The following is a 25,907-nucleotide window of genomic DNA, read 5'->3' as shown; positions in this document are numbered from 1 at the left end:
TTTCTTATTTTCAATAGGTATAAAAGGCACCTAATAAAATTGGGTGCCCTTTTTATATCATTATAAATGTTGTATCGTACAATCTACATTTATCTTTTACGTATCAGTTCTACTTGTTTCAAGCCCGACGGTTCCAGTTTGTCATCAGGGCTTGCAATCATGGGATAAGCGTATGTGATGCGTTCATTTTCTTTTAGTGAAGCATCATATATCATGCGGTTCATAAGTGAATTGGCTACATGGATTTCGATATCGTTTTCTCCGTCAATTAAATACTTCGTAATTTCAATATTCCAGGGTGAACACCATGCAATCCCGGCATCCTGTGAATTGATAAATACATGTGCCACAAAACCCGGATTACCGAGCTGTAAGTAAATTCTGTCATTAGCAACGTCGATAGTCACCTTTTTTCTGTACACAGCGGTACCTGAGTAATATTTGATGCGTGGGTCGGCATTGGTAGTCCAGTCTTCCAGTGTTTCAAATTTAGTATACCCTGGTCCACCCAATTTCTCGTCAAAGTATACCAGCCAATCTCCTTCAACAGTTTGAACTTCATCTTTCGGATTAAACCATGATATAGCAGGCAGTTGCTCTTCTCTATCAGTGAGTATGATAAAATAGGATTCACGGGGATATAGATAGAGTTTAACAGAAGTAGTCTTGTCACTTGTCTGTAAAACAGGAAGAGAAAAGCGTTCTCCCGTGACTGTGTTCCATAATTGGGCATATTTTCCTTTCGCTGCAAAGGTGAAAATGTTATCTTCTGCTTCCTCTTTATGATTGTCTATGAAATAGATATGGGCATCCGCCAGTTGGCGATGGGCAAAATAAATCATAGCTTCTTTTGTATTTCCTTTTTCCATTCTGACGTCAGGAACAATGTGAGCATGGTCTATAGCTTCAGCCAAAGGCATCCCCCAATATACATGCCCTTTCCCAAACTGCTTACTTCCCGATGTTTCCGGATTTTCGCCCCAAAGTTCATCTGTCAGTTTTTGATACTCAGTATCTTTTTCTATATCTTTTCCTGAATTGGAATGTGCCGGTCTGGAACCATAAATCTTTGCTCCACCTTTCACCAACGAGTGGATTTTCTGCAATGCATTTAAGGTGATGTCACCATTTCTTGGCAGTATCATCATTTTATAACTAATCCCGTCGGGCAATGTTATTTTTTCGTCGCTCACATTCATTCTCGTGAGCAGGGCATGAGTAGTAAAAGCGTCAAAGTCAAATCCGCCCGGGATATCAGGAAGTCTGTAAGTCAATATTTTCACAGGTGCGTTTTCTCCAAGATAAACACATAAGTCTATAGCAGACTTGCCCTGTCTCATGATATATGCGTTTCTTGCCTGGAAGTCCCAGAAAGGACTGCTGTACTTCCACCATGTATTATTTCGGTTAATGGCGTAGTGTCTCCCTCCTCCGGTACTTCCGGGAATTTTATCCAGCCATGGCTGATAGGCAGATGCACATATCACAAACTCGTTGATGCCGAAGGCATAAGCATAGTCGGCAAGAGATTTCAGATAGGCAAGTGATGCACTATACTTGACGTCGGTGTATGCTTCTGCCGAGGCTATTTTCTTTCCGTAAAGGTGGGCAGCCGAAGAACTCTCTTTAATATCATAATTGCCATCAGGGTGTATTCCCCAGAACTCTCCCTGTGGCTTACTCACTTTACTCTTGGCCTGAATAGGGTCTCCTGCTATACACAAAGCATTACCAATGGCTTGTGCGGTGAATATGAGCCCGTTTTTGTTACATAGTTTTTCGATTGTTCCATAGTAATTGTCCGATATCATGTCGGCTATATTACGTCTTACGTCGAAGAGGAAACTGTCAGACTCTTTCACACCATCAACGATGTATCCCATCATGGCAGGAAGGTAAATCATAGGATCATATCCCTGCCGTTGCTTAAATTGTTCGATGAAATCATCAGTCCAGTTTTGTGCACCGGCTTCATGGCTGTCCATTGCTATTCCTGAAAGGTGTCCGCTATTCGTGCACTTAAGTGAATCTATAATTTTTGCTACATAATTATCCCATTGCAGTTTTACTGCTGTTGCAGACAATTTATCGCATTCTCTTCCCATCAGGTTTTTTCTTCCGTGTTTGATGGAAGCTCCTGTCGGTACGTATGCAAAGCGCATGACCATCCATTTGCCGTCGGGGGCATCCCAACGTAAGATGCCATTTGCATCCATTTTGTCAGTGAGATTGATTATTTGCTGGGAGTTAATGACTTCTGATGCTGAGTAATCGGGAGTCTTATTGCATTCGATGTATTCGGCATAGAGTCCGGCCTTTTCTTCCCATTGATCAAGTCTGGCAGATGAGCTTAATACTACTGCTCCAATCTGTAAGTCGGGATTACGCATTTCATCATCCCACCAGCTGTGAAGGTTGAGCCTGTAATATTTTCCTTTTACTGCATTGAATGAGATTGTTTTCTGTCGCCAGCTTTCATGGGCACGATAGATCGGTTTTAAGTTACAAACCGTTTTGTAGTTTATGCCATCTTCGGATACTTCCAGTTGCCCCAGGTCCGGAAGAATACGATAACCGGTACCTACGAATGTTTCGGCGGGAGGGCCGGGAATATTGGTTGCACTGGTCGTTGCTTTTCCTTGCGGACGTACTTCGTAGCTAATGCTTCTTGCTGTAAAATCGTCCGGAAATTCCATATTGATATATACGCTTCCATCTTTGGTGGCAGGTATTTGGGTTAGAGATTTAGGTTTTGCAGCAAATATGTTGTTAAGGTCGATCCCAGTTAGGTTAGATGATATTTTTATCTTTTCGGTTCGGGAAGTGCCGGTTTCTTCATTTACCGGGAAGGCTAATACTGCCACATCTTTGCAGAAGTTATATTGGTTGACAGGCGCCTCAAGTTTGCCTTCGAAGAGGTGTCCGCCTTCAATGAGAAGCTCGCTTGCAGCAAGTCTTTTCATGCCTGTTTCATTGGTAATCCACGGACCACCGGCTACAAACCCATTAGAAATATGTATTTCGAAGGTTAGTCCTAATCTTTGAGCTTCTTCGGCTGAGAACCTCAGCATTTCCCACCACTTTTCCGAAAAACCGGGCAGTGCATTTTCGGCTTTTCCATGTGATTGATCGTAGTACACAACGCCTCCCACTCCCGCTTTTTTGAATGCTTCGAGGTCAGCTGTTATTCCCTCCTTGGTTGTTTCGGTTTCTCCATGAAACCACCATACTTTGGTGCGGGCACTATCTTGAATGTGTTCAAAACCATAGAGCGCATCAGACAGATTGTTTGTATTATATTGCTTCTGCTTACTGCATCCAAGTAGAATCGTACCAGATAAGATCAATATCAATAAAGCTCTCATTTGCTTGTTGAAATTAGTGCGGAAAGGAAAGTCTTTTATGCAAAAGCGTTTGTAACACTTTAAACTTATAAAAAGAATAAGGTTGCAATTAGTAGAAGTTGCAACCTTATTCTTAGTGTGGACCAGCCTGGGCTTGAACCAGGGACCTCCAGATTATGAGTCTGTTGCTCTAACCAACTGAGCTACAAGTCCGGTGTTATCCTCATCGGATAGCGGGCACAAAAATAGTATATTCAGTTGAAATATGCAAACCTTTCGGGTAAAATATACTGTTTGCTGCTTTGTTTTTAGAACTTATACGTACGTTTGGGGTTCTTGGGGAACCATCCTTTCTTTACGCGGTCTTCCTGTTCGAAAACTTCTTTGATCGTCCAGAACGAGGAAAAAGCAAATACACCTAAGAGGGAAGCAATCAGGATATTTTCTACACAAAGTGAAGCAGCGACGCCTCCGATGCCCAGTACAAGAAAAATCCACCAGCACTTGGTACCCCAATAGTACTCGGCCTTTACTACCACAGGGTGAAACAACCCGATGATAAGAAAAGTACAAATGCCGATGAACAGTCCCGAAAGATGATATTCGTTTAAGAATTCCATAAACTATCTGTTATTTCTCCGGGCAAATGGGAATTTCCTTTTTGATGCTTTGCTCCAGTGAAATCAATGTTTCAGTAGCGGTTACGCCCGGAATTTCCTGCATTTTGTTATTCAGCAAGTCCATCAGGTGCTCATTATCACGTGCATAAACCTTCGTCAGCATCGTATAAGGACCTGTGGTGAAGTGGCATTCCACGATTTCTGGTATCTTCTCCATTTCGGCAACCACTGATTTATACATGGAACCTTTCTCAAGCTTGATACCTACATACGTGCAGGTTCTGTATCCCAGAGATTTAGGGTTCACATGATAACCGGAGCCGACAATAACGCCTAAATCAATCAAACGTTGTACACGTTGATGAATGGCAGCACGTGATACGCCACACTCAGCAGCTACATCTTTGAAAGGAATGCGGGCATTCTGAGAGATGATTTCCAGAATCTGCCGGTCAAGATTGTCTATTTTTTCCATAATATCAATTTATGTAAGTTCTTGTTTTTATCAAATAGTAAGCAAATATAGGACTTTATTTTAATTTCTCTATAAAAATGGAGGAAAAAATAGGGAAAGAGTAAAAAAGAAGCGGACGAAGCAGATGTTTTTGTTTACATCCGTTTCGTCCGCTAAGTTCATGCGGGTGAAGAAGAAATCTTCAGCCGATATTTATTTCTCGATGCTAACGAGTTCTACTTCGAATATCAGAGTAGAGAACGGTTGAATCTGACCGCCAGTTTCTCTGCCACCGTAAGCCAGATCCTGAGGAATATAAAGTTCCCACTTAGAACCTACAGGCATCATAGTGAGGGCTTCTGTCCAACCTTTGATAACTTGGTTAGCACGGAAAGTTGCAGGCTCGTTACGTTTGTAAGAGCTGTCGAACTCAGTACCGTCAATCAAAGTACCCTTGTAGTTTACCTTCACTTTGCTGGTGTCAGCAGGAATCTCACCTGTACCTTTAGTGATGATTTTGTATTGCAGACCGCTCGGAGTAGTTACAACACCTTCTTTACCTTTGTTGTCAGCGAGGAATTTTTCACCTTCAGCTTTGTTATCAGCATACTTAACTTCCAGAGCTTTTTCTTTGATGCTTTCCATACCTTCGCGCATGTAAGTTGTTGCAGCTTCTTTAGTCATGACGCCAGTCTTACCTGTGATACCTGCAATGAAACCTGCCAGCATGTTTTCGCGGCTGATAGTCTGAGTAGAGTCGCTACCGAAGATTTGTTGGTTGAAACCTTCTACCCATTGTTTGCCTACCATTTGACCGATTTGCATACCAGTCATATAAGCGAGGTCTTTTTCGCTGGTCTTTGCAGCGCCTTCGTTGAAACCTTTGATGAATTCAGCCATCTGAGTAGTATCAACACCTTGTTGCATCAGATACTGAGTTAAACCTTCTGTACGAGCCATACCGATGGCATAAGACAATGAGTCAACTTCTGTTTTCAGATTTGCTTTCGGGCTTTGTGCAGTACAGGAAGCTAAACCTGCGCCTACTGCAAGAGCCATGATCAATGTTACTTTTTTCATTTTGCTTTTACTGTTTATTTTTTATTTTTGGGATAATATTTCAAGTAATTCTACTTCGAAGATCAGTGTGCTGTGAGGCGGTATCATTTCGCCTGCACCTTGTGCACCGTATGCCAGGTCGGAAGGAATGTAGAGTTTCCATTTGGCGCCTTCGGGCATGAGCTGCAAAGCTTCTACCCAACCGGGGATTACCTGGTTTACACCGAACACGGCAGGTTGTCCGCGCTGGATAGAACTGTCGAACAGAGTTCCGTCAACCAGTGTACCTTCGTAGTGACATTTCACCTGGTCGGTAGCTTTTGCATATTTGCCTACGTTGCCTTCGTTGATGACTTCGTATTGCAAACCGCTTGGCAGGGTAACAACACCCGGACGTTGCTTGTTTTCTTCCAGGAATTGTTTGCCTTGTTCTATGCTGGCGGCATTCATTTTCTCTTCCAGTTCGGCGAAGTATTTGTTCACTATATCGCGGGCTTCTGCATGCGAGATAGCGGTTTTGTTTCCTTCTAATATGTCTTTGATAGCTTGTGCAAAGTCATCTACTTCGATGCCTTTTGCACCCATGCTTAATAAATTTTGACCTATTCCAAGGCCGATAGCGTAACTGAATTTATCCATATATCTTTTGGGTTGAGACTGAAAGTGATGTATCTTTCAATCAGTTGCAAAATTACAAGTTGCAAAAGTAAGGGTTTTATTTGAATGATTTATGCTTTTAGGATTTAAATTTTCTTATATCTGTGGCAACTTCGGCAATCTTCTGTATTTTTGTAGGAAAGAAACTGCGATAAATAGAAAGGAGATTTGGCAATGAAGAAGAATTTAGTGATTTTGTCCGGTGCCGGAATGAGTGCCGAGAGTGGCATCAGTACGTTTCGTGATGCAGGCGGACTGTGGGATAAATATCCGGTGATGCAGGTTGCCAGTGCCGAAGGGTATGTACGTGATCCGGAGTTGGTGATTAACTTCTATAACGAGCGTCGTAAACAATTGCTGGATGTGGAACCGAATGCAGGACACACAGGGCTTGCTGAGTTGGAAAAAGACTTTAATGTGACGGTAGTTACGCAGAATGTGGACAATCTGCACGAGCGTGCGGGAAGTACGCACGTCATTCATTTGCATGGTGAGTTGACAAAGGTTTGTTCGAGCCGTGATCCTTATAATCCCCGTTATGTAAGAGAGTTGAAACCGGAAGAGTATGAAGTGAAGATGGGCGACAAGGCAGGTGATGGCTCTCAGTTGCGTCCGTTTATAGTCTGGTTTGGTGAAGCCGTGCCGGAGATAGAAACGGCTATCAGCTATGTGGAAAAGGCGGATATCTTTGTAATCATAGGTACTTCGATGAATGTGTATCCGGCAGCAGGTTTGCTGAATTATGTACCGAGAACGGCAGAGGTATATCTGATTGATCCGAAACCGGTGGATACGCACTCGATGAGGCAGATACATGTCATTCAGAAAGGAGCTTCGGAAGGGGTGAAAGAGCTGAAGACAGAGATTCTTCACTAACTCCCTGTGTTGTTCTATAGACTGAAGCTTTTGCCATATTTTGCCAACGCGTTGGCAAACCTTTGCCATCGAACTGGCAGGGTTTTGCCACCGCAATGGCACGACTTTGCCAGTTAGGTGGCAAGAACTCGTCTGTTATTAGGTGGAAAGTGTGAGGTTTACTTTGAGTTTTACTTCTTTAATATTATCCGCAATACAAACCATGCATGATGTGCTACGGTACTTATCAGCCCGTAATGTTTCGCCATGATGCGGAAGCGCTCCCGTAAGGAGGCTTTCTGATTCTGCGTGGTCATGCCTTCTTCCAGATAATCGATAAGCGTGAGGTGCGTGTTGTGCAACATCCGTGCTTTTTTCATGATGCGGATGCACCAATCAAAGTCGGCAGAGAAGCGGTATTGCATATCGTAGGGTACAACCAGGTTTCGTTTAGCGAAGAAAGCCTGATGACAAACAAGCATCCCTTGCTTGAAACTCTTCCACGTCAGCACTTCGGGAGCGGAGAGGCGGCGCATACGGAGGAAGTGCCTTTCTTTATCAACCAGAGCCGTTTCACCATAAATTACGTCCGGCAGCTCACCAATTCCCAGGGTATGTACCATCTGCTGCAAGGTGTCATCTTCGTGGAAACTGTCTCCGGCATTGAGGAAACAGAGGTAGTCGCCGGTTGCCAGGTTGATGCCTTTGTTCATGGCGTCGTACAGTCCCTTGTCCGGTTCGCTGACGATCTGCGTAATGCGGTCACGATACCTTTCGGCAATGGAGAGGGTGCGGTCTTTGGAAGCACCATCTATAATGATGTACTCTATGTGGTGGTAGGTTTGGGAGATTACACTTAGTATCGTGTCTTCCAATACGGCTTCGGCATTGTAAGTCACGGTGATGATGCTGAACTTGGGCGTAAGGCGATTATGCATGTCTTCCGGTTATTTTGTTGTAAACGTCAATGTATCTCTTGGCAATGGCGCGTTCCGAATAATTGGAAACAGCTTTCCGGCAGGCTTGTTCGGCGAGGGTGGCGTATTCCGGTTCGGTGAGTATCCAGTAGATGCCGTTGGCGAAGTCTTCAACCGATTTATATTGTGCCACATAGCCGTTGTGCAGATGGTCTATCATTTCCGGTATGCCGCCTACGTTGAAACCTACGCAAGGTATGCCGCAGGACATGGCTTCCATAATCATGTTCGGTAGATTTTCTTCCAGGGATGGGGTGACGAAGAGGTCTACGGAATTGTAGATATCTACCAACTGATGTTCGTTGCTGACGAAAGCGAGCGGATAAACCTTGAAAGGCAACATGTTCTGTATTTGTTGCGACTGGTTACCGAAGACCACGACGCCCAATTGTTCTTTCAACTCCGGATATTTCTCTGCCAGCAGTTTGCACGCCTTAATCATGTAATCTACCCCCTTACGGGTATCCATAATCTTCACCGAACCGAACAGAATCAGTTTACTGTCTTGCGGAAGCATACACTTCTCCCGTGCAGCCTTTTTATTATGAGGCTTGTAGAGGTTGGTGTTGATGGGATTAGGGATATTCGTAATGACGTGTCCGCTGAAAAGGGCACTTTTTCTGGCACGTTCTTCCAGCCAATGACTACAGGCCACGAAATTGATGTGGCGTCCTTCGTATAGTTTCTGTTTTTTAAGAAATATACGGTGGGAGAGATCTTTCTTTCTGCTTCCGTTATGGATAAAAGGGCAATGATGGCACTCTTCCTCGTAATGCATGCATCCACCGGAGTAGTGGCAGATACCGGTGCATGGCCACATATCGTGCATGGTCCAGACTACAGGCTTGCCCGAAGCAAGAATCTTTTCGATGTTCTTTAAAGAAAGCATTCCCTGGTTGATCCAGTGAAGATGTATGACGTCTGCTTGTTGGAATTCCGGCAAAGCGGTGATATCCGTACCGGTATTGGCTATGTCTACAGCAAAGAGATGTCTTTTATTGAAGTGATTAGCCTTCCAGATAACGATTCGTTCCCATACGAATTTCCATACCATGCGCAGGTTGTGGGGCAATTCTACTACGGTGATCTGTTCGGTTTGTTTGTCGCGCACCAGTAGTTTGGCTTTGATGCCGTTATTCTTCAGGGCTTCCATCAGGCGGCTGGCGGCTACAGCCGGACCGCCTATCTTCTCTGTAGTATTAATAAGTAGTATTCTCATTGTGTTACCTTTCTTCTGATTAAGTTCTGGTAGAGGTCGAGATATTGCTTGGCAACGACTTCACCGGAATATTTTTCGGAAACTTCGTTTCGCATGTTTTCTTCCGACAGGGTGGCTCGGGCTTCGGTTATTCCCCATCGGATACCTTCCGCCAGACTGTCGGCGGAGAGGTAATCGGCTAAGAAACCATTCTCCTTGTGACGGATGATGTCGGCCTGTCCGCTATTGCCGAAAGACACGGGAATACAGCCACAGGCCTGTGCCTCGATTAATGTCTGACCGAATGTTTCGTAAAAAGATGCGGATACGGTGACGTCTGCAGCGGAGTACAGTTGTGAGAGTTTGTCCGTATCACCTATTCGTCCAAAGTAGGTGTAGCTGACGGGGAGGGTGCTGAATAGTTTCTCCGGGTATTTGATTCTGCCGAATAAGGCCAGATGGAGTTTCTCTTGCGGGAATTTTTTCTTTTCAATCAATAGCCGGATTGCCTGAATCAGGTATTCCACTCCTTTGATAGGATCGTCGATACGGGCGGCTCCGAACAGAATGATATGTTTGTCGGGCAGGGACAGTTCTTTGCGGGACAGTTCCTTGTCCATGATCCGGAAGTCGGCAAGTGAAAGCGTGTTGGGAATAACGGATATCGGCTTCTCTTTGAGCAAAGTGCTTTGCTGTACTTGTGAGGAGAGCCATTTGCTGACTGCAACGATATTCAGTCGATTGGTGGCATTGAACAGTTTCTGCTTCTTCTTGAATGTCCGGTGTGCCAGGTCGTTTTTGCCGGGGAAACGCAGGAAGGGACAGTTTCCGCATTCGCTTTTGAACAGGCTGCAGGTATGGGCATGGTGGCAGATGGCTGTACATTCCCACATGTCGTGCAATGTCCAGACAATGGGCTTACCCGATTCGATGATTTCCCGTATGTTTCCCAGTGAAAGCATTCCCTGGTTTATCCAGTGGAGGTGTATGATATCAGCTTCCCGGAATACGGGTAGTTTGGTTACATTGAAGCCGGTGTTGGCTATGGATACGGTAAAGAGGTTTTTCCGGCTGAAGAGATTGTTTGTCCAGATAACCAGTCTTTCCCATAAGAAGGTGCATTTCTTTTGCCAGTTTTTACCTACTGAAATCACCTGTTCCGATTGGCTTTCCTTGTGGAGGACGAGCATCTTCACGTCTGTTCCCGCTGTATAGAGCGACTCCATCAGGCGTCTGGCAGCAATGGCGGCTCCGCCTGTTTTCTCGGACGTATTGATAATAAGTACTCTCATGTTGCGGAATGTTTTGGCAAAAGTACAGCTTTTACCGCTTTATATCCACAAATTCGCGGTTTTTTTAGCCAATAAAGGCGAAAGTATCTATCTTTGCAGAGGAAGTTTTATTATCATTTGACAACGAGTATGGGAGAAAAAGGTTTGAAATGGTTGGAACAGCTCTGGCAGTGCTTTCTCAGTATAGTGAAGATTCTGTTGCAGTCCAAGTGGGGTACACGTTTACCGTCTTCTTTCAGCAATCCGGATGAGTTGCTGATATTGGCTAACGGCCCTTCGTTGAACCGTACCGTAGAAGAATCCGCGGACTTCATACAAGGAAAAACTTTACTGGCTGTGAACTTTTGTGTAAGCTCACCTATGTTCGAGCGTCTCCGCCCTGAACTTTATCTGATTGCCGATCCGTTGTTCTGGATTGTTCCTGAGAAGCGTGTGCAGCTTTTCAAGACAATGGCTGAGAAAACTACCTGGGATATGAATTTCTTTGTTCCCGCCCGTGCGCTGAAGGATAAAGAATGGCAACCCTTATTGGCCGCTAATCCTCATATCAAACTCTATATTTATAACACTACGCCTGTTGAAGGCTTTCAGAGTTTCTGTAACTGGATTTTCCGTAAAGGATGGGGTGTTCCCCGTCCGCACAATGTGCTGATACCTTCTATTGCCATGGGCTTGCGTCTGCCATTCCGGAAGATTTATCTGGCAGGTGCCGATCATTCTTGGTTGCCGGAAATCACAGTAACAGATGATAATGTAGTATTGATGCACCAGAAGCACTTCTACGACCAGAACAAATCGCAGGCCGACACCGTGAAGCAGGAGAATCTGAACAGTGCACGACTTTATACGATTCTTTATCACATGCATGTAGCCTTCAAGTCCTACTTTATTCTCGAAGCCTACGCCCGCAAATTGGGTAAGGAGGTAATCAACGTTACTCCCGGCTCTTATATCGATGCTTTTAAACGGATGAAACTATGAAAGATGGAATAATTATTCAGGCACGTACCGGTTCCACCCGGTTGCACAATAAGATACTGCTCCCTTTCTATGGCGAACAGCGCATTATCGACATTCTGATAGCCAATATCAAACAGGCTTGTCCGGATAAGTGTATCATACTTGCCACTACCAACCGTCCGCAGGATGATGTACTTGCCGAAGTAGCCCATCAGGCAGGCATTCTCAGTTTTCGTGGTGATGAGGACAATGTGCTCGATCGTTTTATCCGTGCTGCCGAAGTCTTCGGTGTGGATCGCTTTATCCGTGTTTGTTCGGATAATCCTTTTCTGCGTCCCGAAACTTTCAATACTTTCTTTGCCGAACATGCCTTTTGTCCGGCAGATTATATCGCCTATGGCTTTGCTGACGGGCGTCCTACTATTAAATCTCACTTGGGTTTATATTCCGAGCTGACAACGATCAATGCTCTGCGTCGTGCGGCAGTTTCCACACAAGAGAAACTCTACATTGAGCATGTCACCATCTATCTTTATACACATCCCGAAAAGTTCAAGGTGCGTCTGCTTCCTTTGCCTGCCGAGTTGGAGGGCCGTTTCGATCTTCGTTTCACCCTCGATACGATGGAAGACTTTACCCTGCTACAAGAGCTTTATGCTACTTTCTATGAAAAGACGGATCGTAGTGTTCATGCCCTGTTGCAATTAGTAGCATCGCACCCTGAATACCGTGCCAAGATGTTGGAGAATATAGCCCAAAACGAAAAATAACAGGTCACTCTGTTACATCCCTCTTAATTTTGATAGAACAATGAAGAGTACTTATATAATAGGAGAAATCGGACAGAATCATAATGGTTCCGTCGACATAGCCAAGTTGATCGTAGACCTGGTGTCCCGCCCTGTTCGTGAAGAAGTGTTCAATATAGAACTCCGTCCGATGGATGCGGTGAAACTGACCAAGCGTGATCTGAATGAGGAACTGACGGACTCGCAGATGAACCGTCCGTATGATTCTCCCCATTCTTTCGGACGCACCTATGGCGAGCATCGCGCTTTCTTGGAACTGACGGACGAAGAGCATCTGGAAGTCTATAAGCATGCCAAGGCTTTAGGCCTCGATTTTGTGGAAACGCTTTGTTCCAAAGGCTGTCTCTCCTTGCTGAAGCTCTTCACTCCCGACCGCCTGAAAGTGGCAAGCCGTGACCTTACCAACTTGCCGTTGCTGGAAGTAATGGCCGAAACGAAGATACCTATTATCCTGTCTACCGGTATGGCAGGCAAGAAGGAACTGGATGATGCTTTGGAAGTTATCACTCGCTATCATGATAACATTTCTATCTTGCATTGTGTATCTCAATATCCTACTCAGCCCGATAATCTGAATTTGAAGACGATTTCTTATCTGAAACAGCATTATGGTCAATACTGTATTGGTTTTTCAGACCATACCATTGGTATTGCTGCCCCTATCGTTGCTGTAGGTATGGGTGCGGAGATCATCGAAAAGCATGTTACTATAGACCGGCGCATGAAAGGAACCGATCAGCAAGGTTCGCTCGGACCTGATGGTGTGAACCGCATGATACGTGATATCCGTATTGCCGAACGCTGGCTGGGAAAAGAAGAATTGTATGTCGACTCCTCTGTGGCTTCGGCAAAAGTGAAGCTGGAACGTTCTATTGCAACGAATAAAACGTTGCATCCCGGAGACATTATTACTGAAGATGATATCCATTTGTTAAGTCCCGGCGATGGCTTTAAGTGGGCCGAACGTGAGAAGGTAGTAGGGCATAAGGTATTGAAAGAAATTCCCCGTAATGAGATTATTTATCCGAGTTCTATCATTTAACTGTTATTGAATTATGTTGCCGAAATTAGTGATTACCGATATTGATGGTGTGTGGACCGATGGCGGAATGTATTATACTGCTGAGGGGGATGTTATGAAACGTTTTTCAGTGAAAGATGGTTGGGGGGTGATATTCCTGCATAAATTGAACATACCTGTTGCCATTATGACCGGAGAAAATTCACAAATCGTTCAGAAGCGTGCGGATAAACTGAAAATCAGCCATTGCTATATAGGCGTGAAAGATAAAGTCGCCCAGGCCGAAGAAGTCTGCCGGGAACTGGGTATCACACTGGATGAGGTTGCCTTTATCGGTGATGATTTGAATGACTTGCCTTTACTGCGGAAAGTAGGCTTTAGCGCCTCTCCTTGCAATACTCCTGACTATGTGAAACAGGAAGTAAAATATGTAACGGTTGCTCACGGTGGGCATGGCGCTTTCCGTGAGTTCGTAGAAAAGATATTGCAAGATAATGGAGCACTGCAGTCGGTTATTGCATCTTGCTTGGAGCGTTGAGTCGTACTTTCGAAGGACGAATAATTCCTAATCCGTAATCACGAATAAAGAATAAAGGCAAGAAGAAACTTTTTAAGATACAGAGAACTCCTTTGTCTTTCTGCGGGAATAGTTCGTTTCTGTAATGGACACAAATCAATCCGGCTCTGATTATCTCATACAGGGTTCCTGCTTTCATGCATGCAATTACCTGGCGGTCCGGTTCAAATTTAAATTGAATTCGTTGATACAGACGAAAATACTCGCGGCTGATTTGACGCTTCGTGTGGTCGTGCAAAGCACATAATGCAGTATAATAACCATACAACTTATTCTTGTTTGCCTGTCTGCTCGTAAAGGTGCTTGCGTTTTCGTGCCTGCGCCAGTGTACAAGTACCTGGTTGATGTATTTTACATCTCCCATACTGCTGCATAGTGTGTAAACGAGACTGTCATATGATACATTATATGTTTCGAACTGATGGATAAGCGGAAGCACTTCCCGACGAAAAAGAATCTGATGCCCGTATGCTTTAGGGTTGACAAGCACACTAAGGGGATGCGGATGTTCTCCCCAATCCTTTTTGTGCAGCAGTCCCATATTCGGATTCTTTTGATTAAATAACACCGAATTGTGAAAGATAAGCATGGAATCTCCGATCTCTCTGACCAGGATTTCTATTTTGTTCGTTTCCCATATATCATCCTGATCGGCACTGGCTATATAGTATCCATTTGCCTTTTGGTAGGCTGACAGGAAATTCTGATTATATCCCAGTCGCCTTGAATTCTGGAACAAATGAATGGTGCCAGGATATCTTTTCTGATAATTATGAATGATTTCAAGGGTATTATCAGTAGATAAGTCATCTTGGATAATGATTTCTATGGGAGAGTAAGTTTGGTTTAGGAGAGACATTAATTGCTCTTTTAAATATCTCTCCCCATTGTAAGTGCACATTACAATGGAAACAGTTTTATTTGTCATTTTTGCGTGTCTTTAAGAATGCTCAATTGCCTTGATAATTTCTTCTTTTTCCGGTGTGGAGAATGTACAGGGGTAGCTTTGCATACCTCGTACCGCTTTCAATCCTTTCTGATTATATCGCCAGTTAGCCAGCCTGTTTACCCAACGTAACAGGGGATGTTTATGAGTGAACTCCATAATCTTCCTTTTGCCGGAGATTTCGGCAGTGTCTTTAGGCATGTCGCTGATGCTGCAAATAAAGGAGTAAGCATCTTCAAGCGTGTCACCTTCCCGGGCTGCCAGTAATTCTGATAACGCCAGAAGGAAACCTTGATATTCCTCCCGATATTTATGAGAAGTTTTGATAACTGAAACAGGTACGGTGGTTTCGGCTGCGGAACCTGTAATATGCTCGCGGGCACTGTAGAAGTAGGGCAGTGTGGCATATTTGCCGAAGATGAGCGCAGCGTGGTTAAAGAACTCTTCCGCTAGGAAAAGGTTGCGGAAGCGCAGGCTTCCATCCGGGTTGAAACAAGCTGCATACATCCTTTGAAAAGCCCGTGTCCGGATGACGGAGTAGAGCAATGAGGCATACATGTTCTTCTCTTGCAAAAGTCTTTCCCGGGGAGTCTCGCCCGTTACTTGTTTATCGAAGTAGCGGATATAGCGAGGGTAGAATGATATTTTCCCTTTACGGGGAGTGAAGGTCAGGTAATGTCCCTGTGCAGTACTGTAATCAGGGTGTTCGTCCAGAAAGGCAGCCATCTGTGCAATGCCGGAAGGGACAGCGAAATCATCATCAGCACAATAAAGTACATAGGATGTACTAATCATGGGGAGCACCTCTTTCAGCTTCAGCAGGAAATGCAGTTTAGGGCGGTGCAGATAAGTGATGTCCGGGTACTTCTCCGCATCGGCAAACGGATGGTCGGATGAGTCGGGAACAAGAATCTTGATATCTGTGCGGCTATAGTAGTCGAGCAATCTGCGCAAGCGCTCGGGACGGTTGTGCGCAGGGATGATTACAGTTACATTTTGCAGTGTCATTATTGTATGGTTTTCTTTTTAAACAGATATTGAAGGCTTTCCCTGAATACGATCGACTTCAGGCTCCACATCAGGAATATGTAGAGTGAGGCGGCTAAAGCGACTTTCACTAATAAGGAGAGATAGATATTCTTCACATAACCTGCCACCCAGTAAGTAAAAGTCATTACGGCTACAGATATAATGAGGTAGGGAGCTATATCCTTCAGTGTATTAAACAGGGAAATTCCGATATGTTTATGAGCAAAATAATGCCAGATAAGTAGCCAGAAGATATTAGCTGCTGTATAGACTATCAGCATGACATTCAGTCCGTACGGGTAACTACCCCACACGCATAATAGCTGGAAGATGCCCAGTGCGATGGTGTTCCACATGTATATGTTCGGCCGGCCGATACTGTTCATCAGGTTGGAATAAAGAGTTGAAATAGGCATGAAGGCCCCCCATACGCACAGTATCTGCATGACGGGTACACAGGGTAGCCATTTTTCTGTGATGCTTATTACAATCAGTTCCTGCGAAACAATGGCGAGCCCCAGCATAGCGGGGAAGCCGACAAAGGCGGTGAAGCGCATCAACTTGCGGAATATGTTTTGCAAACGCTGCGTATCTTCCGAGGCTTCTCTGAACACAGGTTGCCCTACACTGTTTATCATTCCGAAAATGGTGGAATATCCCATTGTTGTCCATTTGCTTCCCTGTGAGTAGTAACCGGCTTGCTGGATGGTGTAGAAACGTCCCAGCAATGCAGAGAAGATGTTGTTATTGATATGAGTGAAGAGCGAGGTAAAGAGTAATTTACTGCTGAAAGGCAATAATTCCCGCAATGGGTGAAAGCGGAACGAAAAAGTAGGTCGCCAGGGAGAGAATATCCAAAGTAAGATGGTGTTGGTACTGACATACACAACGGTTTGTACGGCAATTCCCCAGTATCCCCAGCCATGGTAGGCACAACTGACACCTGTAATACCCGAAATGAGGATGGCGGCTATCTGTATCTGACTACGCTCTTTTACCATGAGATTACGGAAAAAGTAAGCCGTGGGGGCAGTACCGAAACTTCCGATGAAGAAACTCAGAAATTGGAAACGGGCCAGCCGGGTAAGCTCGGGTGTATGGTAGAAGTCGGCGATAAAGGGGGCACAAAGAAAAAGTATGAGGTAAAGTGATGCACCGATACTGATGTTGAACCAGAATACGGAATTGTAATCTTCATGTTTTACCTCCTTCTTATTGACAAGTGCCAGAATGAAGCCACTCTCCGAGAAAATTCCGGCCATGGCAGAGAAGATGGTCAATACGGCCACCATGCCATAGTCTGTTGTAGATAACAACCGGGCAAGGAATATGCCGAAGACGAGGTTTAGCAGTTGCATGGCCCCGTTGCCTATTCCGCCCCAGAATAATCCTTTTGCTGTTTTCTCTTTGAGTGACGCTTCCATTAATTACTTCACTTCGCTACCGGGTTTCACTTCTTTCATGGTAGTAACCACGGAGAGTGAACCGTCAAAATTCTCGGCAGAAAGGATCATACCTTCACTGACGATGCCTTTCAACTTACGCGGTGCAAGGTTGGCTATGAAGCATACTTGCTTGCCTACCAGCTCTTCCGGATTGTAATGCTGTGCAATACCGCTGACAATGGTACGGTTCTCCAATCCATCGGCAATCTTGAATTGCAGCAATTTATCGGCTTTAGGAACTTTCTGACATTCCAATACGGTACCTACGCGAATATCCAGTTTCATGAAGTCATCGAACTCAATGTTCGGGCGGATGGGGTTGGCTTTGTAGCTGGCTTCCTCATTGGCCTTCTTTGTATCGAGCAACTTCTGTACCTGTGCTTCGATAACGCTGTCCTCTATTTTTTCGAACAGTAGTTCAGGTGTCGCTAATTGGTGACCTGCTGGCAATAGATTAGTGCTGCCCAGAGTAGCCCAGTCAAAACTGTCCATGTTCAGCATGTTACGCAATTTCTCGCTGCTGAACGGCAGGAACGGTTCGAATGCAATGGCCAGATTGGCAACCAGTTGCAGGGAGATATTCAAGATAGTGGCTACGCGGTCCATATCCGTTTTGGCAATCTTCCAGGGTTCGGTATCTGCCAGGTATTTGTTTCCGATGCGGGCCAGGTTCATGGCTTCCTTCTGTGCATCGCGGAACTTGAATACATCCAGTAACTTTTCTACTTCTGCTTTTACGTCAGAGAATTCTTTCAATGTTTCGCGGTCGTAATCCGTAAGTTCACCGGCAGCGGGCACTACACCATCGAAATACTTTTTGGTGAGTTGCAGAGCACGGTTCACGAAGTTACCATAAACAGCCACTAACTCATTGTTATTGCGTGCCTGGAAGTCTTTCCAGGTGAAGTCATTGTCTTTTGTCTCAGGTGCATTGGCAGTCAGTACATAGCGAAGCACATCTTGCTTGCCCGGGAAGTCTGCCAGATATTCGTGCAACCATACAGCCCAGTTGCGTGAAGTAGAAATCTTATCACCTTCCAGATTCAGGAATTCATTACTCGGTACATTGTCCGGTAAGATGAAACTACCTTCCGCTTTCAGCATGGCAGGGAATACGATACAGTGGAATACGATATTATCTTTACCGATAAAGTGGATCAGACGTGTTTCGGGGTCTTTCCACCAGGTTTCCCAAGTGTCGGGCAACAATTCTTTCGTATTGCTGATGTAACCGATAGGGGCATCGAACCATACATATAACACTTTTCCTTCTGCACCTTCTACGGGTACCGGAATACCCCAGTCGAGGTCACGGCTTACTGCACGCGGTTGCAAACCCATGTCAAGCCAGCTTTTGCATTGACCGTATACGTTGGGACGCCACTCTTTATGGTCTTCCAAAATCCATTGGCGCAACCAGCTTTCGTGTTGGTCAAGCGGCAGATACCAATGCTTTGTTTCACGCATTACAGGCTTACTTCCGCTGATGGCACTTTTCGGATTAATCAGGTCTGTGGGGCTGAGACTTGTACCGCACTTCTCGCATTGGTCGCCATAGGCACCTTCTGCATGGCAGTGGGGACATTCGCCTGTAATATAGCGGTCGGCAAGGAAAGTTTTGGCTTCCTCGTCGTAATATTGCATACTGGTTTTCTCGATGAAGTCACCTTTGTCATACAGCTTGCGGAAGAATTCCGAAGCAGTGTCATGGTGAGTTTTTGAAGTCGTACGACTGTATACATCGAATGAAATACCGAACTCTTTGAATGATTCTTTGATAAGCGTATGGTAACGGTCTACTATATCCTGCGGCGTCACGCCTTCTTTCTTGGCGCGTATGGTGATGGGTACTCCGTGCTCGTCCGAACCTCCGATAAAGATTACATCTTCTTTTTTCAGTCTCAGATAGCGAACGTAGATATCAGCGGGTACATAAACTCCTGCCAGGTGTCCGATATGAACCGGTCCGTTAGCGTAGGGCAATGCCGACGTAACGGTAGTGCGTTTGAATTTCTTTTCCATTGTGATATATGTATCTCTTTTGTTATGAGCGCATTTTGGTGTGCAAAGATAGCAGTTTTCCACTCAAAGAAAAAGAGAAGACAATGAAATATCCAACTACATGTGGCAGAAATTTATATTTATCAGTGTTGTAAACGGAATAATATTGTGCTCCATTCCCATTGATGATATCCATATTTAAACTAACATTTTTCAACTATGTATATGCAACATACGCAGAAACACGCAAATTGACAGAAAATCGTCTTTTTTTGAACTTCTGCTGATTCACAGAGACTGAGATAGGAACTATCTTTGCGATGTCTATAAAACAAATTTTATCATGAAAAAAAAGAAACTAAGACTAAGCATTATCGGATTATTAATGGGAGGATGCATGTTTGCACAGCAAAGCCCGGTCCAATTGAACGTAGAAGCGAGTAAGCAGATTGCCACTGTACCCAAGCTATTCAATGGTACAAATATTGAAGATCTCAACAATCAAACCAATGGAGGTATATTCAGCCAATTGCTGCATGGGGAAGCGTTTGAAGAAAACATTGATGTTGATTTCTTAAATCTGAAACGAGGAGATTATTCTAAAATATATGTTGTTCTGGATGAAAGGAAAATCCCTCATTTAATCACTCAATCTGATATTTACCACCGGATTAGTTGGAACAACCTCACCGAAAAATATGATTTTAATTCTAAAGATATCTATAACTCTCCTAAGTTCAGAGAGCCTCACATAATTTCTGGTTGGAAATTCCCCGGACGTTTCCTAACATTCGACTCTCTACCAGGTGACATACAGAAAATTATGCTCGAAAGGATTAACGGTAATGAGCAAATCTCCAAATATTGGAGTAAATTGGTAGTTGGTAATCCCGGCTATGCTTACGAACTAGTACGCAACGGAAATGCCTATATAGGTAGACAAAACCAAGCTATTTCATTTATCGAGGGTAGCGGAGAGGTTGGCTTAACCAACCATGGTCTTTACCGCATGGGAATTCGTTTTGACAGAAATAAACCATATGATGGCGTACTCCGCATAAAAGCCGATAGTCCAGTTTCCGTATATCTATCATTAAGAGATGAACACGGAAATGTTCTGGCAGAAAAACCTTATTCTCTCAAAGGGGATGGCACATATGAAAAAGTGGAATTTGAGTTAATACCACAAAACAATACCATTAACGGAAGTTTTGGCATATCATTAAAAGCTCCGGGCAAAGTCGAGTTAGGATTTGCTTTTCTGCAACCCGGAGAATGGGGAAGAGTAAAAGGCTATCCCATTCGTAAAACATTTGCCGATGCATTGAAGAAACAAGGAATCAAGGTATTTCGCTACAATGGTTCAATGGTAGATGTTGGTGCCGATACCTACCTATATCGTTGGAAAAAGATGATAGGCCCAATTGATGAGAGAAGAGTAACATTGCGAAGTGGCTTCAACTTGTATGCCACACATAGTTTTGGTTTTATTGAAATGCTACAGGCTGCCGAGGCCATTGATGCCATTGCCATTATTGGTATGAGCATGGATGAAAACTATGAAGATATTCGTGATTTTGTAGAATACGTTAATGGTTCAATTGACACAAAATGGGGAGCATTACGTGCCAGCCACGGTCACCCAGAACCTTATAATCTAAAATATATTCAAGTAGACAATGAACGTCTTATATCCAGCGGATACGTTGAATGTATGAAGAAATTTGCTGAAGCTGCCTGGGAGGTAGACCCGGAAATGACAATAATGACTTCACTTAATATTCGTCGTGATCGCTACAAAAAAGGCATACCGGCATATAATCTGGCTGCAGAAATGGTTGGATGGTTTATCTCTAAAGGCAAAGGTGATAAACTTGCATGGGACCCCCACTATAGCGGTGCTCGCAACTTTGCCGATGAAACCGAATGGTTTGAGGAGGAAATGGGTATTGTACTTCAAAGGGATTTAGCAGAAGATTATCCTGGATTTAAATTAAACCTACATCCAATGGAGGAGAACGGAAGCCGATGCGACTGGGACCGTGGTCTAGCCCATGCCCACAACTGGAATACATTGCAACGCTACGGTGATTGCTTCCGAATGCTGGGTACGGCAAATACTTTTCAACCCCATGGTTTGCATTATATGTGGGACCAAGGCCGTATCCATTACACTGCTGATACGATTTGGTTCCAACCTTCAGCACATATCGATGAAATGATGATGAAAACCTGGAAGCCAAATGTTGTACAAACAACAAGTAGCGACAAAGCACTCGATATAACTGCAAAAGTCAACGAACAGAAAACTGAAATGACGATCTACGTAGCAAATATGAGCAATGAACCACGGCAGGCTATTCTGAATATCCGGGATTTCCGTTTCAATCCCAAAGCGGAAATTTATACTATAGGTGACTGTGAACTTACTGAATACAACACTTATGAAAATATGAATAATGTTGTATTTAAACCCTCAAAAATTAATATTGCTAGGAAAAATGCAAAATACACTTTTCCTAAGTATTCATATACAGTTATTACTTTAAAAAAATAATAATAGTCAAGAGTTCTTCACTTCCTCAAATATGGAGCCATGTTTGAGGAAGTGGCTTACTTTGGATGTTTCTTAGCAAAATCTTTAGGTAATACACCAAATTGTTTGTAAAATACTTTAGAGAAATGAGATATTGAATTCATTCCTATTAATACACAAATTTCATTTATACGATATTCTCCCGTCTTAAGTAATTCCGCTGCCTTCTTCAATCGTATGATCCGAACGAAATCACCAGGAGTCAACCCTGTGATTCCTTTCAATTTCCTGTGTAGACTACTTCGGCTCATTGTTACTGCCATAGCGAGATCATCTATACTAAATTTTTCATCACTAAGGTTTTGATGGATAATATCTGTTATCTTATTAAGAAAATCTTCATCGGCTTTATTATGGGCTATAGAGTCAATAGCGGCATACGGATCATTTGCAAAATTCTGACGTAACTTCATTCTGCTTTCCAGTAAATTATTAATTTGCACAAGCAGATAAGGCATTGAAAATGGTTTTTCAATATAGGCATCTGCACCACTTTTTAGCCCTTCTATTTTATTATCCAATGCTGTTTTCGCAGTTAATAAAATAACAGGTATATGACATGTGGAAAGGTCGTTTTTTATAGAGTTACATAATTCCAAGCCATCCATAAGAGGCATCATAATATCTGATACAATCAGATTAATAATTTTCTCGTCAAGTACTGCCAATGCTTCCACTCCATTGCTTACTGCCACTATTTCATAGTATTTACCAAGTTGCCGACTAAGGAAAGAGCGTAATTCTTCATTGTCTTCAACAACCAACACTATTTTTCGATCAGAGATCTGTATTTCTGACGACAAAGGTGTATCTTCTTCATACTCCACTTTACTAACGCATTCATCCAATTCAGGTTGAGAAATATCAGCAGACATATTAATGGGTATTTGTACGACAAAACATATGTCCTCAGCTTTATCGTCAAGATACAATTTACCATTATGCAGTTGTACTAAAGAAGCAGCAAGCGTAAGACCAATACCCGAACCTGGCTGCGTCACATTTTGGTTACCATCGTTAATTCGGAAAAAAGCCTCAAAAATACGTTGACGCATCTCCACAGGTATAGGTGTGCCATCGTTTCTTACTGTAATGCAGAAACATTGAGAGTCGCAATCAACAGATAAGGCAATCTTTACATAGCTTGTAGAATACTTAATAGCATTATTGAACAGGTTACTACACACTTTTGTGATTACTTCCTCATCAATTAGAGCAAAAAGAGGATCAGATAAAGAATCGAATGTTATCATTATATCCCGATGTTTTGCTGCAGCAATAAACTGAACATACGTATTGTACACAATTGAGCATACATTTTTCACTTGAAAGTTCAAAGTAAACGCTTTCGATTCTACTTTCCTGAAATCAAGCAACTGATTTACCAATACCAATAACCTGTCTGTATTCTTTTCTATTATACCCAGATTCTCATGCATTTCATCCTTACAGAGGTCTTCATGCATAATACAATCTAACGGTGCTTTTATTAATGAAATAGGTGTACGTATCTCATGGGCTATATTCGTAAAGAAATCTATCTTCAATTTATATATTTCTTCTTTCTTCTCATGCTCTTGTCTTATTTGCTGCTTCTTCATTCTTTTCTTTCTTTCTTTAATATAATGATGTAACAGCATATAAAAGATAGCTATTAGGATAATTGCATATACGATATAGGCTTCTATAGTAGACCAGAATGGAGGTATGATATTAATATGCAGCATGGTCTCTTCACCTTCCCAATCATAACCATCAATACTATACTTGATACGGAAAGTGTAACTCCCTGGAGGGATACTATTATATGATACTTGCGTAATATTATCAGCATACATCCATTTCTTGTCAATCCCCTCAAGTTGATATGCATACTTACCCTGCCCATTCATTGAGTAATTTAATGCTGAAAAACCGAGACTGAAAGTCGACTGGTCATAATTCAGGTTTATAACATCTGTATACGGCATAGCTATTTTCAGTATAGAAGTGGTTGTATCAACTTTTACTTTCTGATTATAAATAAACAAATCCGTCAGTACAACTGAATATCTATTCTTGCTATCCTTTATCGCTTGAGGATTAAATGATATAAATCCATCAATACTACCGAAATAAAGAATACCATCTTTGCCCTTGATTCCTGAATTGTAATTAAATTGTTCATTATCAAGACCATTGGATAGATTATATTGTTTTTTCACCGACATGGTTTCAGGGTCGAAATGTACAATCCCATCAAGAGTACTTAGCCATAGTTGCTGATTGTTGTCTTCTAGTATTTTATAAACCACATTACTAGGCAGCCCTTCTTTCATTGTTATCCGAGTAAAAGTTTCGTCTTTAGGATGGTATAGACAAAATCCACCATCTTCGGAAGAAAACCACAAACGTAATTTGCTGTCCTGAAAAATACCTGTAATTCTATCGTAGCAAATACTATGTGGATCATTTACATCATACGTAAACTCTTTAATAGTATCTGTATATGGATTGTATCTGATGACCCCTCTGTTATAAGTTGAGAACCATATATTGCCATTATGATCTTCCAATATATCACTAGTAAACGACTGTTTTATCTTTTCGAACTTCTTCACACCATCAATCTCTGGAACATATGTATATATATCACTTGAAGAACCTATCCAGGTAATACCGTTTCGGTCAGTATAAATAGCTAGAATATGATTGTTTTGTATCGTAGTAGAATCGTTGTCTTTCTTCTCATAATGCTTACTACGTCCAGTTTTTAAATCCAGTACATCAAAGCCTTTAGAGAATGTTCCTACCCACAATTTATCATCTACCAGGTTTAAAGACTGAATATTAGGAAAAGTCACAGATAACGGTTTACTATTCTCGGAGATATGAGTAAACTGTTTGGTTTTGGTATTAAAATAGTTCAACCCATTATCTTCTGTTGCAATCCATAGATTTCCTTCTTTGTCATTAACAAATTCCCTAACCTTATATCCTTTAATCGAATTTTGATCAACTTTTGGGTAGTAATTTCTGAAATAAGTGCTTTCCACCAGAATATAATCCATCCCTCCAAAATAGCTTCCAACCCATACGTTACCTTCTCTATCCCTAAAAATAGAATATATAGAATTATCCGAAAGAGATAAATTATCATGGGGGTCATGAGCCAAATGATGTATTTGCTCACCCTGTAAAATATAAATGCCACTCTCAGTACCCACCCAATATTCTGTATCGGATATTTTTTCTATTGTTCGTACGTATATATCTGAATTTCGAGGATTATATATAGGTATTTTTTTAGTTGTACCAGTTATCTTATTTACAAAGTAAAGTCCCCTGTTTAAAGTTCCTACCAGCATGTAAGAATCATTATACTCAGACATAGCCGTAGGAGAGTAAGTGAAGGAGGTTAATAAATCAACTTCCTGGGTAACAAAGTTATATTTCAATATCCCTATTTTCGGAAAGGAAATATAGGCTATACCATTATCATCTACGTAGAAAGCACTAGGGATAGAAGTTCCGACATATGACCTGAATTTCTCATTTAAGCAAAATAATTTGTTCTCTTTATCGATATAAATATATAAACCTGTATTGCTTCGTATCCACACTCGATCCAGATGATCTATAAAAATTTCGTTTACATACCCGCTAATAGTTTCTTGTTCAATCGTTTTTAAATCAAACGTAGAAAACCTTTCCGTAAAAGGATCATAGAGTGAGATACCTTTATCTGTGGCAATCCATAATCTTTTAGTCTTATCTTCTTTAATAGAAAAAATGATACTGTTCTTGAGATCACCTGGCAAGTCCCCTCTCTGATAAACTTTAAAGTTAGATCCGTCAAACCTATTGAGACCATTTTTAGTACCGGCCCATATAAAACCTTTGCTATCCTGATAAATAGACATTACTGTGTTCTGTGAAAGTCCGGAATTTATCTTATAATGTTTAATATTATAAGAAAGTTCTTGTGAAAATATAGCTTCTGAATAGAATGCCAAAGACAGGAATAATATCAATACTGTGTATTTCATGTTTATATTAGACTAACTTATTTACTACAAAACCTATAC

The 25,907-nt window shown here is 42.6% G+C and carries 19 protein-coding genes and 1 tRNA gene; 6 read left to right on the top strand and 14 right to left on the bottom strand.

What is annotated here, in order from left to right:
* Nucleotides 1-89: 89 nt before the first annotated feature.
* From DWW10_RS08905 to DWW10_RS08880, 6 genes are all read right to left on the bottom strand, one after another.
* Nucleotides 90-3,365 (bottom strand): glycosyl hydrolase, encoded by a 3,276-nt coding sequence (locus tag DWW10_RS08905; RefSeq protein WP_022392980.1) that lies wholly within the window; start codon nucleotides 3,363-3,365, stop codon nucleotides 90-92.
* A gap of 118 nt (nucleotides 3,366-3,483) precedes the next feature.
* A tRNA-Ile gene (locus DWW10_RS08900) sits at nucleotides 3,484-3,557 on the bottom strand.
* Between the two features lie 95 nt (nucleotides 3,558-3,652).
* Nucleotides 3,653-3,964: a DUF4491 family protein gene (locus DWW10_RS08895; RefSeq protein WP_007661686.1), complete on the bottom strand. Its 312-nt coding sequence runs from the start codon at nucleotides 3,962-3,964 to the stop codon at nucleotides 3,653-3,655.
* A 10-nt stretch (nucleotides 3,965-3,974) separates the two neighbouring features.
* Nucleotides 3,975-4,439 carry an Lrp/AsnC family transcriptional regulator gene (locus DWW10_RS08890; protein ID WP_007211685.1) on the bottom strand — a complete coding sequence of 155 codons (465 nt, stop codon included), beginning with the start codon at nucleotides 4,437-4,439 and terminating at the stop codon, nucleotides 3,975-3,977.
* A 192-nt stretch (nucleotides 4,440-4,631) separates the two neighbouring features.
* On the bottom strand, nucleotides 4,632-5,498 hold the full coding sequence (locus DWW10_RS08885) for a BamJ family beta-barrel-assembly machinery protein (RefSeq protein WP_118420796.1): 867 nt from the start codon (nucleotides 5,496-5,498) through the stop codon (nucleotides 4,632-4,634).
* Between the two features lie 21 nt (nucleotides 5,499-5,519).
* Nucleotides 5,520-6,116, bottom strand: coding sequence for a BamJ family beta-barrel-assembly machinery protein (locus DWW10_RS08880; protein WP_022392978.1), 597 nt, complete (start codon nucleotides 6,114-6,116; stop codon nucleotides 5,520-5,522).
* A 192-nt stretch (nucleotides 6,117-6,308) separates the two neighbouring features.
* On the opposite strand from DWW10_RS08880, the gene DWW10_RS08875 reads away from it, so the two are divergent.
* Entirely contained in the window at nucleotides 6,309-7,010 is a 702-nt protein-coding gene (locus tag DWW10_RS08875) for an SIR2 family NAD-dependent protein deacylase (protein ID WP_022392977.1), read from the top strand.
* A 170-nt stretch (nucleotides 7,011-7,180) separates the two neighbouring features.
* Here the strand turns inward: DWW10_RS08875 and DWW10_RS08870 are convergent, their stop codons facing one another.
* Genes DWW10_RS08870 through DWW10_RS08860 form a run of 3 tightly spaced genes read right to left on the bottom strand, consistent with a single transcriptional unit; the run spans nucleotide 7,181 to nucleotide 10,456 of the window.
* The gene (locus DWW10_RS08870; RefSeq protein ID WP_022392976.1) at nucleotides 7,181-7,927 is read right to left on the bottom strand and encodes a glycosyltransferase family 2 protein; all 747 of its coding nucleotides are present in this window, start codon (nucleotides 7,925-7,927) and stop codon (nucleotides 7,181-7,183) included.
* Nucleotides 7,920-9,185 (bottom strand): glycosyltransferase family 4 protein, encoded by a 1,266-nt coding sequence (locus DWW10_RS08865; RefSeq protein WP_118420797.1) that lies wholly within the window; start codon nucleotides 9,183-9,185, stop codon nucleotides 7,920-7,922. Before DWW10_RS08865 ends, DWW10_RS08870 begins: the two co-directional genes overlap by 8 nt.
* Nucleotides 9,182-10,456, bottom strand: a complete 1,275-nt coding sequence (locus DWW10_RS08860) for a glycosyltransferase (protein ID WP_118420798.1) — start codon at nucleotides 10,454-10,456, stop codon at nucleotides 9,182-9,184. Before DWW10_RS08860 ends, DWW10_RS08865 begins: the two co-directional genes overlap by 4 nt.
* A 129-nt stretch (nucleotides 10,457-10,585) precedes the next feature.
* On the opposite strand from DWW10_RS08860, the gene DWW10_RS08855 reads away from it, so the two are divergent.
* Genes DWW10_RS08855 through DWW10_RS08840 form a run of 4 tightly spaced genes read left to right on the top strand, consistent with a single transcriptional unit; the run spans nucleotide 10,586 to nucleotide 13,784 of the window.
* Complete coding sequence (locus DWW10_RS08855; protein WP_022393459.1) at nucleotides 10,586-11,437, top strand: hypothetical protein; 852 nt, start codon at nucleotides 10,586-10,588, stop codon at nucleotides 11,435-11,437.
* Nucleotides 11,434-12,186: a cytidylyltransferase domain-containing protein gene (locus DWW10_RS08850; RefSeq protein ID WP_022393458.1), complete on the top strand. Its 753-nt coding sequence runs from the start codon at nucleotides 11,434-11,436 to the stop codon at nucleotides 12,184-12,186. Before DWW10_RS08855 ends, DWW10_RS08850 begins: the two co-directional genes overlap by 4 nt.
* 40 nt (nucleotides 12,187-12,226) lie before the next feature.
* Nucleotides 12,227-13,267 (top strand): N-acetylneuraminate synthase family protein, encoded by a 1,041-nt coding sequence (locus DWW10_RS08845; RefSeq protein WP_022393457.1) that lies wholly within the window; start codon nucleotides 12,227-12,229, stop codon nucleotides 13,265-13,267.
* 13 nt (nucleotides 13,268-13,280) lie between these two features.
* Entirely contained in the window at nucleotides 13,281-13,784 is a 504-nt protein-coding gene (locus tag DWW10_RS08840) for a KdsC family phosphatase (RefSeq protein WP_022393456.1), read from the top strand.
* Here DWW10_RS08840 and DWW10_RS08835 read toward each other — a convergent pair.
* The 4 genes from DWW10_RS08835 to metG are packed head-to-tail and all read right to left on the bottom strand — an operon-like array spanning nucleotide 13,759 to nucleotide 19,265.
* Complete coding sequence (locus DWW10_RS08835) at nucleotides 13,759-14,751, bottom strand: glycosyltransferase (protein ID WP_022393455.1); 993 nt, start codon at nucleotides 14,749-14,751, stop codon at nucleotides 13,759-13,761. The two genes, DWW10_RS08840 and DWW10_RS08835, sit on opposite strands and share 26 nt — an antisense overlap.
* A 12-nt stretch (nucleotides 14,752-14,763) precedes the next feature.
* A complete protein-coding gene (locus tag DWW10_RS08830; protein ID WP_022393454.1) occupies nucleotides 14,764-15,777 on the bottom strand; it encodes a glycosyltransferase family 2 protein in 1,014 nt (337 codons plus the stop codon).
* A complete protein-coding gene (locus DWW10_RS08825; protein ID WP_022393453.1) occupies nucleotides 15,777-17,222 on the bottom strand; it encodes a lipopolysaccharide biosynthesis protein in 1,446 nt (481 codons plus the stop codon). Before DWW10_RS08825 ends, DWW10_RS08830 begins: the two co-directional genes overlap by 1 nt.
* Nucleotides 17,223-17,225: 3 nt before the next feature.
* Entirely contained in the window at nucleotides 17,226-19,265 is a 2,040-nt protein-coding gene (gene metG / locus DWW10_RS08820; RefSeq protein WP_022393452.1) for a methionine--tRNA ligase, read from the bottom strand.
* 322 nt (nucleotides 19,266-19,587) lie between these two features.
* Between metG and DWW10_RS08815 the strand changes: the two genes are divergently transcribed.
* Nucleotides 19,588-21,801 carry an alpha-L-arabinofuranosidase C-terminal domain-containing protein gene (locus DWW10_RS08815; RefSeq protein ID WP_022393451.1) on the top strand — a complete coding sequence of 738 codons (2,214 nt, stop codon included), beginning with the start codon at nucleotides 19,588-19,590 and terminating at the stop codon, nucleotides 21,799-21,801.
* Between the two features lie 56 nt (nucleotides 21,802-21,857).
* On the opposite strand, the gene DWW10_RS08810 is transcribed toward DWW10_RS08815, so the two are convergent.
* Nucleotides 21,858-25,868, bottom strand: coding sequence for a hybrid sensor histidine kinase/response regulator (locus tag DWW10_RS08810; protein ID WP_022393450.1), 4,011 nt, complete (start codon nucleotides 25,866-25,868; stop codon nucleotides 21,858-21,860).
* Nucleotides 25,869-25,907 lie beyond the last annotated feature (39 nt).

Source organism: Bacteroides intestinalis (assembly GCF_003464595.1).
Lineage (GTDB): Bacteria > Bacteroidota > Bacteroidia > Bacteroidales > Bacteroidaceae > Bacteroides > Bacteroides intestinalis_A.
This window is presented reverse-complemented; position numbering and strand designations above follow the sequence as displayed.

What these genes read in the sequence shown, in the direction of transcription:
- DWW10_RS08905 (WP_022392980.1), bottom strand. Translation starts at nt 3,365, where the DNA reads ATGAGAGCTTTATTGATATTGATCTTATCTGGTACGATTCTACTTGGA.
- DWW10_RS08895 (WP_007661686.1), bottom strand. Translation starts at nt 3,964, where the DNA reads ATGGAATTCTTAAACGAATATCATCTTTCGGGACTGTTCATCGGCATT.
- DWW10_RS08890 (WP_007211685.1), bottom strand. Translation starts at nt 4,439, where the DNA reads ATGGAAAAAATAGACAATCTTGACCGGCAGATTCTGGAAATCATCTCT.
- DWW10_RS08885 (WP_118420796.1), bottom strand. Translation starts at nt 5,498, where the DNA reads ATGAAAAAAGTAACATTGATCATGGCTCTTGCAGTAGGCGCAGGTTTA.
- DWW10_RS08880 (WP_022392978.1), bottom strand. Translation starts at nt 6,116, where the DNA reads ATGGATAAATTCAGTTACGCTATCGGCCTTGGAATAGGTCAAAATTTA.
- DWW10_RS08875 (WP_022392977.1), top strand. Translation starts at nt 6,309, where the DNA reads ATGAAGAAGAATTTAGTGATTTTGTCCGGTGCCGGAATGAGTGCCGAG.
- DWW10_RS08870 (WP_022392976.1), bottom strand. Translation starts at nt 7,927, where the DNA reads ATGCATAATCGCCTTACGCCCAAGTTCAGCATCATCACCGTGACTTAC.
- DWW10_RS08865 (WP_118420797.1), bottom strand. Translation starts at nt 9,185, where the DNA reads ATGAGAATACTACTTATTAATACTACAGAGAAGATAGGCGGTCCGGCT.
- DWW10_RS08860 (WP_118420798.1), bottom strand. Translation starts at nt 10,456, where the DNA reads ATGAGAGTACTTATTATCAATACGTCCGAGAAAACAGGCGGAGCCGCC.
- DWW10_RS08855 (WP_022393459.1), top strand. Translation starts at nt 10,586, where the DNA reads ATGGGAGAAAAAGGTTTGAAATGGTTGGAACAGCTCTGGCAGTGCTTT.
- DWW10_RS08850 (WP_022393458.1), top strand. Translation starts at nt 11,434, where the DNA reads ATGAAAGATGGAATAATTATTCAGGCACGTACCGGTTCCACCCGGTTG.
- DWW10_RS08845 (WP_022393457.1), top strand. Translation starts at nt 12,227, where the DNA reads ATGAAGAGTACTTATATAATAGGAGAAATCGGACAGAATCATAATGGT.
- DWW10_RS08840 (WP_022393456.1), top strand. Translation starts at nt 13,281, where the DNA reads ATGTTGCCGAAATTAGTGATTACCGATATTGATGGTGTGTGGACCGAT.
- DWW10_RS08835 (WP_022393455.1), bottom strand. Translation starts at nt 14,751, where the DNA reads ATGACAAATAAAACTGTTTCCATTGTAATGTGCACTTACAATGGGGAG.
- DWW10_RS08830 (WP_022393454.1), bottom strand. Translation starts at nt 15,777, where the DNA reads ATGACACTGCAAAATGTAACTGTAATCATCCCTGCGCACAACCGTCCC.
- DWW10_RS08825 (WP_022393453.1), bottom strand. Translation starts at nt 17,222, where the DNA reads ATGGAAGCGTCACTCAAAGAGAAAACAGCAAAAGGATTATTCTGGGGC.
- metG (WP_022393452.1), bottom strand. Translation starts at nt 19,265, where the DNA reads ATGGAAAAGAAATTCAAACGCACTACCGTTACGTCGGCATTGCCCTAC.
- DWW10_RS08815 (WP_022393451.1), top strand. Translation starts at nt 19,588, where the DNA reads ATGAAAAAAAAGAAACTAAGACTAAGCATTATCGGATTATTAATGGGA.
- DWW10_RS08810 (WP_022393450.1), bottom strand. Translation starts at nt 25,868, where the DNA reads ATGAAATACACAGTATTGATATTATTCCTGTCTTTGGCATTCTATTCA.